Annotated in this window: 10 protein-coding genes; 9 read left to right on the top strand and 1 reads right to left on the bottom strand. The window is 37.6% G+C overall.

All coding sequences use genetic code 11. The features are described from left to right. Positions 1 to 62: 62 nt before the first annotated feature. The gene (locus tag VEI_RS07035; RefSeq protein WP_059363718.1) at positions 63 to 740 is read right to left on the bottom strand and encodes a metal-dependent hydrolase; all 678 of its coding nucleotides are present in this window, start codon (positions 738 to 740) and stop codon (positions 63 to 65) included. 105 nt (positions 741 to 845) lie between these two features. Between VEI_RS07035 and moaC the strand changes: the two genes are divergently transcribed. From moaC to VEI_RS06990, 9 genes are all read left to right on the top strand, one after another. Next, complete coding sequence (moaC, locus tag VEI_RS07030) at positions 846 to 1,358, top strand: cyclic pyranopterin monophosphate synthase MoaC (protein ID WP_059363716.1); 513 nt, start codon at positions 846 to 848, stop codon at positions 1,356 to 1,358. Positions 1,359 to 1,470: 112 nt separating this feature from the next. Further along, positions 1,471 to 1,962 carry a tRNA (uridine(34)/cytosine(34)/5-carboxymethylaminomethyluridine(34)-2'-O)-methyltransferase TrmL gene (gene trmL / locus VEI_RS07025; protein WP_059363715.1) on the top strand — a complete coding sequence of 164 codons (492 nt, stop codon included), beginning with the start codon at positions 1,471 to 1,473 and terminating at the stop codon, positions 1,960 to 1,962. Between the two features lie 67 nt (positions 1,963 to 2,029). Further along, on the top strand, positions 2,030 to 2,398 hold the full coding sequence (locus tag VEI_RS07020; protein WP_059363713.1) for a YlbF family regulator: 369 nt from the start codon (positions 2,030 to 2,032) through the stop codon (positions 2,396 to 2,398). Next, positions 2,370 to 3,302 (top strand): UDP-N-acetylmuramate dehydrogenase, encoded by a 933-nt coding sequence (murB, locus tag VEI_RS07015; RefSeq protein ID WP_059363711.1) that lies wholly within the window; start codon positions 2,370 to 2,372, stop codon positions 3,300 to 3,302. The genes VEI_RS07020 and murB overlap by 29 nt, the downstream gene beginning before the upstream one ends. Positions 3,303 to 3,442: 140 nt before the next feature. Then, positions 3,443 to 4,393 (top strand): epoxyqueuosine reductase, encoded by a 951-nt coding sequence (locus VEI_RS07010; RefSeq protein WP_059363709.1) that lies wholly within the window; start codon positions 3,443 to 3,445, stop codon positions 4,391 to 4,393. Between the two features lie 209 nt (positions 4,394 to 4,602). Further along, complete coding sequence (gene typA, locus VEI_RS07005; RefSeq protein WP_059363707.1) at positions 4,603 to 6,414, top strand: translational GTPase TypA; 1,812 nt, start codon at positions 4,603 to 4,605, stop codon at positions 6,412 to 6,414. Between the two features lie 280 nt (positions 6,415 to 6,694). Next, a complete protein-coding gene (locus VEI_RS07000; RefSeq protein ID WP_059363705.1) occupies positions 6,695 to 7,414 on the top strand; it encodes a DUF4198 domain-containing protein in 720 nt (239 codons plus the stop codon). Between the two features lie 147 nt (positions 7,415 to 7,561). Continuing rightward, complete coding sequence (locus VEI_RS06995; RefSeq protein WP_059363703.1) at positions 7,562 to 9,808, top strand: autotransporter family protein; 2,247 nt, start codon at positions 7,562 to 7,564, stop codon at positions 9,806 to 9,808. 149 nt (positions 9,809 to 9,957) lie between these two features. Next, positions 9,958 to 11,727 carry a DUF4209 domain-containing protein gene (locus VEI_RS06990; protein WP_059363702.1) on the top strand — a complete coding sequence of 590 codons (1,770 nt, stop codon included), beginning with the start codon at positions 9,958 to 9,960 and terminating at the stop codon, positions 11,725 to 11,727. Positions 11,728 to 11,780: the final 53 nt, after the last annotated feature.

Raw genomic sequence — 11,780 nt, 5'->3', positions numbered from 1 at the left:
GGGCGAAGAAAAAGCCGGTGAAAGATCTCGGAAGTAAATGTCTCCTTGTGTTTTATACTTGCTTAGCTATTTAATTCAATAGAAGAACCTGGATCAATAATAACCGCAGTTTGGTTGTATTTGCCTTCTACTAGGCTTGTGAATACAGCTGGTTCGCGGTCGATGACAGGCCATGTTTTGTAGTGGATTGGGATAGAGATACGAGCTTTTACATAGCTAGCTGCAAGGGCTGCATCTTCAACGCCCATTGTGTAATTGTCACCGATAGGGAGAAGTGCATAGTCGATATCACCAAAGCGGCTCAATAGTTTCATGTCGCTAAAGAGTGCTGTGTCGCCAGCAAAGTAAAGGATGTCACCAAAGAAATTAATGAGGCAACCTGCTGCGTGACCACCTGGTACACCCGCGCCGTGGAATGCAGGCACTAAACGGATGGAGCCAAATTCAAAATCATATTTGCCCCCAAGGTGCATTGCGTGTGTGCGGCAACCTGCTTCGGCTGCTTTGCCTGCTACCTCTGCAGTAGAGATTACAAGCGCATCGTTAGCTTTGGCGATGAAATCAGTATCTCCATAGTGATCATCATGACCGTGACTAACAAAGATATATTGGCATTTAATATCTTCTTTTTTGGCTACGTCCCATGTATTACCCGTTAAGAATGGGTCAAAAATCATGGATACATCACCGTTTGTTAGCATAAAGCAAGCATGACCGAAATAAGTTAATTTTGTTTTCATAGGGACACTTCCTTCCTCATATATACTAATTTAATTATATTGTATAATAGAAATGAAAAAAGTAAAACTATTGATGTACATTTATACATGAAATAAGGGGATAATATGGATTTAACACATTTTGATGAACAAGGTAATGCGTGGATGGTGGATGTATCTGAAAAGGACCATACGCACCGTATCGCGGTGGCGGAAGGTTTTATCGCCATTAATGATGCTATTTTTAATCGTATCCAAAGTGGAACGATGAAAAAGGGTGATGTTTTGTCCGTGGCTCAACTGGCTGCTATTATGGGGGCAAAACAAACGAGTAATCTCATCCCTTTATGCCATCCTTTGATGCTCACCAAGGTAGAGGTTCATTGCCATCTTATTGATGGTGAAAGTCCGGCTTTCACAACGGATACACATAATAAAGCGGTAAAGATTACGGCTACGGTTAAGACCACAGGGCAAACGGGTGTCGAAATGGAGGCCCTTACGGCGGTTCAAGTGGGACTTCTCACGGTGTACGATATGTGTAAAGCTATCGATAAGGGCATGATTATGGGGCCTACATACCTTGTTGAAAAAGATGGTGGCAAGAGCGGACATTTTATTCGTAGTAGCAGTAAATGAGAACGTTAGGGTGGCACTATGTTTGTCCTACCTAGGAAAAATAGAATTCACTACTTGAATACACACTATAGATTAGGTAGAATAATATAGACATAAGAATAGAGGGAATAGTATGGAAATTGTATTATACGAACCGGAGATTCCTGGTAATACCGGTAATATTGCACGCCTTTGTGCGGCAAACCATATGACCTTGCATTTAATCAAACCATTGGGCTTTTCCATTGACGATAAGCACGTTAAACGGGCAGGCCTTGATTATTGGCATTTGGTAGATGTGCAGGTTCATGAAAATATAGAAGAACTATATGCAAAATATCCTAATCGTCGTTATTTTTATGCTACGACTAAGGCAAAACACACGCATTCTGAGGTGAATTACGAAATTGGAGATATGCTCGTGTTTGGACCTGAGTCACGTGGTTTACCTGAAAGTTTATTAGACGGTAAGGATGACACTTGCATTCGAATCCCGATGATTGAAGAGGCACGGTCTTTGAATTTATCTAATGCTGTGGCAATTATCGCTTATGAAGCAATGCGTCAATTAGATTATCCGGATTTGAAAGAAGTGGGCAATTGGATTACGCCACAAGTAAAATAATTATGTATGTTGATGAAAGCTGAACTGGCTTTCACAAAAATTGGTATAAGAAAGAGGAGGAATGAATATGAATTACGATAAAGCCCATGATTTGGCAAAGGCAATGCGTGAATCTGAAGAGTATAAAGAGTTGATGCAAGCGCAAGAGGCTGTGAAAGCTGACGCGGAAGCAACTGCGTTGGTGCGCACATTTATGGCACAACAAATGCAATGGGAATATGCTAGATTGTCCGGTGCACCAGAAGCTGATGAATTGCAAAAAAAACAAGAGGAGTTGATGCCTCAAATTCAAGCAAATACAGCAGCAGCTACTTATTTGCAAGCACAAATGCGTTGGAGCCAAGTGTCTAATGATGTTTATAAAATCATTAGCGAGCCAATCACTGAGGGGATGAAAGTTTTAGATCATGGGGACAAACAACAACCACAACATTAAGGCATTACAAACTGCTTTATTAGAAATCTTACCAAGTACACGTGTACGTGAACAGGAACGTTTATGTCATCATACGACATTTAAAATTGGCGGTCCTGCCGATTTATTTATTGAACCGACCACGATGGCTGAGTTGAGCTTTGTACTTCGCACCATCCATGAATTTCAAGTGCCTGTTACCATAATCGGCTGCGGCTCTAATATTTTAGTAAAAGATGGTGGTATTCGTGGTGCTGTTGTATCGGTTCGACATATGACTCAAGTTATGGATTGCAATGATAATACATTGTGTATCGGATCGGGGTATATGTTAAAGGATGCATCTGAATTTGCATGGGAAAACGGATTGACTGGTCTTGAATTTGCTGTTGGTATTCCTGGCACATTAGGGGGTGCCGTATTTATGAATGCCGGCGCTTATGATGGGGAAATGAGCCATGTAGTCACTGCGGTACGAGCTGTAGATTTTCAAGGCAATATCAAAGAATACGATGCATCGCATTTAGATTTTGGGTATCGTCATAGTGTATTCCATGATAATCATGAGGTTATTGGTGAAGTCATTATGACGCTTAAACCAGGCGATAAAAATGCTATCAAGGCACGTATGGATGAGCTTACTGAAAAGCGCGAATCTAAACAGCCTTTGGAATATGCTAGTGCTGGTTCTACCTTTAAACGCCCACCAGGGTATTTTGCAGGGACGTTAATTGAACAAACGGGCCTCAAAGGATTATCTGTAGGAGATGCGCAAGTATCTCATAAGCATGCTGGCTTTGTTATCAATACAGGCAGTGCTAGTGCGAAGGATGTACTTGATTTAATTGCTGAAGTACAACGTCGCGTATATGACCAACATGGTGTGCATCTTGAACCAGAAGTACGTATGATTGGCGAAGATTAATACAAACTAAATACTCATACAAGATTTCTTATGAACCGTTATCCTTTTTTAGGTATGATGAATTCATAAGAAATCTTTTTTTATAGTCTGTAAAAGAGTATGATAACTATATAGTTAATCTATGTTTAGGAGGCGATGATATGAATACTTTGTTGGCCCAGGAGATTCATGATAAAGCGCTAGCATGTGGCTATGATAGTTGTGGTATAGTGTCTCTTGATGCACTTGATTTTTATAAAGATCGGTTGACGAAGCGTTTAGAAGATGTACCTGAAAGTGAAGATGTATATGCTCATAGTAAAGACTTTCTAGCATTAAAAGATAATTATCCTTGGGCACAATCCATAGTAGTTTGTACCGAGTATTTTGGAAATTATAAGTTTCCTGTTTCGCTCCAGAAGCGATATGCAAAAGGGTTATTATTGTCGTTGGCTAATACCCCTGATGGTGTTGAGGCTAAACGAAGACGATCTTTCGAAAGGTGGTTGCGTAGTAAGAATATCCAATTTATTGGCGGTGAAACAGCCAAGCCCGCTGGCGTTGTTCCTCTGCGTCCCGCTTCTGTAGCCGCGGGACTTGGGATTTATAGGAAAAATAATTTCTTTTATGGTCCTAAAGGTTCTAATTATGAATTGGTAGCCTATTTAATAGATAAGTCTTGTGAGTATATTCAGAATCTAGAGATACCACCATGTCCAGATACTTGCGATTTATGTCAGCAAGGGTGTAAAACGAAATCTCTATCTGCACCGTTTACAATGAACCCATTAACCTGTGTATCTTTTATCAATACCTTTGGTGATGGTAATTTGCCAGAAGGTGTGACAGAGGATATGTTGGAAGAGTGGATTATAGGTTGTGATAATTGCCAAGACTCGTGCCCGTTTAATAAGAATCATGATTGGAGCATCGGGAAAGACTATCCTGGACTTGATGAATTGGAACCTATACTACAGCCAGAATTTATTTTGAAAGCCTCTGATGAAGAGATTATAGAAAAGATGATTCCTAAATTCTGTTTTCATTTAACGAATGAACAAATCCTATTATTGCGACAATCTGCTAGGCGGGCTATAGAATACAAAAAATAGGTGGCAAAAACAATGATTGGCCTATAAGATGACTCAAAAGTATAATTAAATGTAGAAATTGCCATGATTAGAATAGGCGTCTGTTTTGACTTTTTTCTATAGACTGCGTTATAATTAAGTGTTGCCAATTTTGGGAATATACCGACATAGCGACTTTCAGAAGTCCTATGTGATATAGAATATACTAAAGGAATTAAAGGGAGGATCTTATGATTCGCGAAAATCTTCGTAATGTAGCGATTATCGCCCACGTTGACCATGGTAAAACTACTTTGGTGGACGCATTATTAAAACAAAGCCATGTGTTCCGTGAAAATGAAAAGGTAGCAGAACGCGTAATGGACTCCAATGATTTGGAACGTGAACGTGGTATTACTATCTTGTCTAAAAACACTGCAGTTATGCATGATGGCATCAAAATCAACATCGTTGATACTCCAGGCCATGCTGACTTCGGCGGTGAAGTAGAACGTGTACTTAACATGGTTGACGGCGTATTGCTTCTCGTAGACGCTTACGAAGGTCCTATGCCTCAAACTAAATATGTTTTGCGTAAAGCATTAGAACAAAAATTGAAACCAATCGTTGTTATCAACAAAATTGACCGTCCTGACCAACGTGTTAAAGAGGTTGAAGACGAAGTTCTTGAATTGTTCATGGAACTTGAAGCTGATGATGACCAACTCGATTTCCCTGTAGTATACGCATCTGCTCGTGCTGGTGTGGCTAAAACTAACTGGGATGATGAAGCGGTGAACATGGAACCATTGTTCCAAACATTGATTGACGAAATTCCTGCACCACAAGGTGATATGGAAGGTCCTCTTCAATTCATGATCACTACACTTGATTACGATAACTTTATCGGTAAAATCGCTGTAGGTCGTATCGTTCGCGGTAAAATGAAACCTAACCAACAAGTAGCTATCATGACTGGTGAAAGCACTCGTAAAGCGAAAATTGGTCGCGTATACACATACAATGGTTTAAACCGCGTTGAAACTGAGGAAGCTGAAATGGGCGATATTATCGCTTTTGCTGGTATCGACGATATCAATATCGGCGAAACAGTAGCGGATGCTGAAAATCCTGAAGCATTGCCATCTATCTCGATTGATGAACCAACATTGTCCATGGTATTTTCTGTAAATAACTCTCCATTTGCTGGTCGCGAAGGTGAATTCGTTACATCTCGTCACTTGCGTGATCGTTTGTTCCGTGAAGTAGAAACTAACGTTTCTATGCGTGTAGAAGAAACTGATTCTGCAGATGCTTTCAAAGTATCTGGTCGTGGAGAATTGCACTTGGCGGTGTTGATTGAAACAATGCGTCGTGAAGGTTATGAATTACAAGTAGGTAAACCTCGCGTAATCTTTAAAACTATTAACGATAAATTGTGTGAACCATTGGAAGCATTGACTATCGACGTACCACAAGAATTCATGGGTACAGTAATGGAAAACCTTGGTCAACGTAAAGCTGAATTGACTAACATGGTTGAATTAGCTGGTTACCTTCGTATGGAATTCGTAATTCCAGCTCGTGGTTTGATCGGTTTCCGCGCACAATTCTTAACAGCTACAAAAGGTAATGGTATCATGAACCATGTATTCCATGGCTATGCACCATACAAAGGGGAAATTCCTTCCCGTACGCGCGGTGCCTTGGTAGCCTTTGAAAATGGCGAAACTACTCCATATGGTTTGAACTCTGTTCAAGACCGTGGTACATTGTTCGTTGGTCCTAACCAAGATGTGTATGCAGGTCAAGTTATCGGTGAAAACACTCGTGAACTTGATATGGATGTTAATCCATGTAAGAAAAAACACGTTACTAACATGCGTTCTAGCTCCTCTGACGAAGCAGTTCGCTTGACTCCACCTCGTATCTTCTCCTTGGAGCAAGCTCTTGAGTGGATCAATGACGATGAACTCGTTGAAGTAACACCTGAAAGTATTCGTATGCGTAAAACAATCCTTGATCGTACTGCACGTGCGAAAGCTGCAAAAAATAAAAAATAATATGTATACAAGATAAATATGACGACGCTCTTAAGTAGGGCGTCGTTTTTGTTATGTATATATACATATAAATTCTACATAAGATATTCCTATTTATTATATCCATATGAAAATAAGATGATAAAATTATCAGTTATGTATGATTGATATAGTAATAGCCGAATATATAAAATTCGCATAATACTCGTGGTTATAGGGGTATCGGTATATACGAATCATCTAGAACGCTGTATAATAATGTCAAGTTTGTTGATATAAATTATTGATTATGGAGGTTCTTATGAATAAGAAATTATTAGCATCCTTATTTGCTGTAGGTTTAGCTGCAGGCTGTGTATGCTCTTCTGTTGATGCACATGGCGTGTTCTTTGCTAACCGTTTAGATGAAAAAGCGCTAGTACTTGGCGAAGGCCCTGTAGATGATGCTTATAGCCCAGAAATGGTAAAAAGCATCATTGGTTTAGATAACAATGGCATGGTAATTCCTGTACAAGTTATTAAACATGAAAAAAATGTAGTAGTTGTACCAAATGATAAATTGGGTATTACAGTAACTGACTTTGACTATGGTTATTGGACTAAAGATAAAGATGGCAAAACTGTACATAAACCAATTACAGAAGTTCCAGGCGCTATAAAAAGTACACATGCTATTAAATATGATGTTCACTACTGGAACGCTGATGCAAAACCTTTCAATAACAAAACTGCTTTCATTCAAATTATCCCTTCTGTTAACCCGTTGACCCTCAGAAAAGGTGATACTTATGAAATCCAAGTATTAAAAGATGGCAAACCATATGCTAACGCTCCACTTATTAAGGACGTAATCAACGACCTTACTAATGAAAGCCAAGCTGATGCAAACGGTAAAGCAACTGTTACAGTAAGTGCTAACGGCCTTAACGTAGTAGGTGTTGAAGTAGGCTTCCCAACTCAAACTAAAGGCGAACAAAATAAATACTTCAGCGCATTGTCCTTCATTATTGATCCTGAATAATCATTGAGTTATAAATTCACAGTGTATGTGAATAAAAAAGACCTCCTAAGTTGGACTTAGGGGGTCTTTCTAGGTTTTTGTGTATAATAGTTTGAACGCGTTTCGTGAGAGAACCGTGTTTATAGATAAGAAAGAAGAGAGATTTTTATGAAACTACCTCGTCATATAGCAGCAGTGATGGCTGTATTAGTATTAACTGGAATGTCCTATTCTGCATCGGCTACTGAAATCAATGTGTCTAGTGATAAAGCAGAAGAACTGCTCGGTTTAACAATGGGCTCACCTGTACAAACAGCACCTGAAGTTAAACATATTACGGATACGTTAACGGTTAATGTACATGGTAAAAGCTTGACCGATGCAGGTAAAAGTAAAAATGTAACAGGTATCTATAATGGATTTGGATCCCAGTTAACGGTAGATAAGGATTTAGTGGTTCGTCTTAAAAATGACGCGCCTGCTTCTAAACGAGAATTGGGCCATTATTATATGAGTGCTGTTTATGCTGGTTACGGCGGTAAGGTACCACGTCTTAGCAAGGATAATCCGGACCGAGATTTTGGAGATACTAATATTCACGTTAAAGGCAATGTAGATATTGATGCTATCGGCTCTGGTTTACAAGTCAATCAACGAGGTCATATCCTTGTTGATGGAGGCGGTAAGATTATCACGCATCCTGTAGAAACATCTGATACCTATTCTGTAGTAGCAGAAGAAGGGAATGTATATGTTAATGCAGGCGCTGATGGCAAACATCCAGGTACTAAGGACCTAGTTGCTGTTGGTAATGTGGGCCTTATCAACAAGGACTATGGCCGTGATCCAAATCATAATGTTGAACCAACTAATATAGCACTGGCTTTCACAACACCTAACTCTAGCCTTAGTGGTGCTGTTTTGAATGAATATGCTGAAAGCAATAAAAATCCACATAATTCTGGTGCCGATATTTATCTACAAAATGGGGCTACTTGGAATAATGAATGGATTGGTATGGAACGTCCTACTCCTAAAAAAGAACGTCCTTCTGGGGATAATGCGGCGTACCTATATAAGGGGAGTAAAGTACGTAATCTCGTAGGTGGAGCAAATCCAACTGCAGCAGGTATTATCCACCCTATCGATGCACGTCCAATTACCATTCAAAATTATAGCGGCTTTGTGAATGCCGATTATAAGGCTGGTGTACCAGCTAGTGAAGACGGTAAGGGGCAAATCATTATCCAACATGCAGCTGACAATAGCCATGTAATGGTGCAAGGGGATAGTGCAAAAAATCTAACTGATGATGCAAGTTACCGTACGGAAATGCAAGCATTGGCAAATAAATTGCAATATACTGGAAATGATAAGAAACTAGCTACCGCAGTTCAAATTAATGAAGGAATTACACGCCCTGCAGCTGTTGCAGAACTTGGTACAGATGCATTTGATGCACAAGGTAATCTTGTTGTAGGTAATACGGCGACTGTTAAACATAATGGTGAATCTTCGTTGGTAAGTGGTACAAAATCCGCTCTTGCATCTACGGCTATGGCATGGCGTAATAATACAAATGATTTACAACGTCGTTTAGGTGACCTTCGTTTAGCTAATACAGATCAAGGTGTATGGGCTAAATATATTGGTGGTAAATCAAAGATTACAGATGGTGCTGATGCTCGCATGACCTATAATGGCGTTCAAGTTGGTTATGACCATAAGGTATCGAATGGCTGGATCTTTGGTGGTGCCCTAGATTACAGTACATCTAGCAATTCCTACGCCGTTGGCAGTGGTGATGGTAAAATTGGTGGCATTGCGCTATATGGCACAAAACAACATGATGATGGTCGTTACCTAGACATTATCGCTCGTGGAAACCGTTTGTCCAATAATTACAAACTTTATTCGGTAGGTGGACAACGTGTGAACGGTGATTACCACACATTTGGTACATCCTTGAGCGCCGAATACGGTAAGCGCATTAAGAAACAAAATGGCTTCTACATCGACCCTAGCGTAGAATTCATCGTAGGTCGTTTGAATGGCGTTTCTTATGATGCGAATATTGCTGGTGGTGGATCCATGCATGTGAATGCAGACGGCATTAACTCCGCCGTGGGTAGATTAGGTTTTGGCATTGGTAAAGAAACAGAAAAATCTAATATCTTTGCAAAACTTGCATTGGCTCATGAATTTTCTGGTAAGATGAATACAACCTATTCTGCACCAGGTAATCCAACAGTAAAAACTGAACTAGATTTGAAAGATACATGGCTTGATGCGGAAATAGGCGGCTCCTGGAGCGTTCGCCCTAGTACATACCTATATGGCACATTTACGAAAAACTTTGGTGCTACTATAGATAATACATGGCGTATCGATGCGGGGGTACGACATAATTTCTAATTAAATATATTAAAACTCTGTAGTAGCCAAAAGTAAGGTACTACAGAGTTTTTTGTTCTTATCGGATTAATAAAAGATTTTTGTGAAAGCTATAATCCAAGAAGTTTGTTACAATAAATATATATTATTTTTTGTTTGGGGGCTGGATTATGGATATATATAGTTTTTTGGGTCAGTATAATAATACAGAGTATGGTCTAGATTACGAACTTTTTATTAAATATAATGAATCAGATTTCTCTCAGAATTTAGATAAGGATATATTTAATTTATTAGCTAGAATTTCAGAGATAGGTTTTAGGTTTAATGAAGGAAACATAATTTATAATCCTCTTTTTTTATACGAGGATGGCTCAAGAAGCTTTTATATAGATGACTTGAGTGATGAGGATTTTAATCTTTTAAAGAAAATTAATAATAAGTTATCTAATAATGTAAAAGCATTTATAGCTGATTTAATATGGACTCAAAAAAAAGATTATGAATATAGTAATATAGCTATTAATGCTTACTATGAATTATTTAAAGTATTAAAAAATAATATAGATTCTAAATTTGATATAGAAATTATAAGACGTGCTTTATTTATTGCTGCACAAATTAAAAATGATGATTTCTCTAAGTCTTGTTGTGATCAAATTTATAGTTTTATAATTTCTGATGCTTTGTCTTACGGAGATTGTTTTAAACGAATATATTTTATAGATATACTTATACAATATGATAGAGACAGATTATCAGATTTAATAGGTATTTTAGACAAGGAGATTGAGCTATCTAAAGATAACTTATATAGGACCGAACATGCATATAAAAGTAAATTGAAATGTTTGAAAGTATTAAAACAGTCCGAAAGTATTAAATTAACAAACATTGCTTTAGCTAATTTCTTTGTGAATTATGCCGATTGTTTAACTAAATCTTCATTAGATAATATTTTAATAGCTAAAAAATGCTATGTAGATGCTATCGAGTTATACAGAAATAATGGGAAAACACAAGAGGCTATTTTTATACATGAAAAAGTAGAACAAATCGAGCCATTAGTAGTTGAACAATTACAGCCTTTAAAGGTTGAATTAAATGTTACATCAATAATAGAAGAAATTAAAAATGACATAAAAGGCTTATCCTTAGAAGAATGTATAATTTATTTTTTAAAAGTGGTTGATTTTCCCCGCAAAGATAGTTTAAAACAAAGGATAAAAGATGAGCTTAAAATATCTCCATTAGCATCAATGATACCAGTGTCTATCGTTAATAAAACTGGGCGTGTACTTTGTTTGTTAGACCCAATTATTAGTATTGATATAGATGCAGATTCTTTTGCGTTAGATAGACATTTGGCACATAAACTATTGATTGAAACACAAATTTATTCTTTAGGTATTGAATATTTAATAAATCATATAAAACAAACATTTGATGTTACTCCTGAAGCGTTAGATTTTTTAGTAGAAGATAATCTTATAATACCAGAGAATAGAGGGAGCATATTTAAATATGCTATATATTTATTTTTTAATGATAGACGATATGAAGCCATGCATATTTTTGCTCCTCAGGTGGAAAACTTATTTAGAGAATTAGCAAAAAATTGTGGTGGGTCAATTACCACATTTGATAATCATGGTATAGGTCAGGTAAAATTATTAAAAAGTATATTTGAAACAGCTGAATTACTAGAATGCTATAACTCGGATATTTTGTTCTTGTTTAGATCACTATTAATCGAGATTGCCTGTGGAAATATAAGGAATGATATAGCTCATGGGCTCCTTGATGAAGATGATATAGGGCGAAGTGAATATAGTTATTTTTTTGGAGCTTTAATAAAGTTGATTTTATATACATCAAAGAAAGCTTTTTCTATAATAAAAGACTCAAATCAATTAAAGCAAATTTTAATGATTAAGTAATCAAAATAAAATAATTTCCTTAGAGTGCTGTATTAGTATACTTATTGATCTTA

The organism is Veillonella tobetsuensis, from assembly GCF_001078375.1.
Classification (GTDB): Bacteria; Bacillota; Negativicutes; order Veillonellales; family Veillonellaceae; genus Veillonella; species Veillonella tobetsuensis.
Note: the sequence above shows the minus strand (reverse complement) of the source record. Positions and strands in the feature narration are given on the sequence as shown.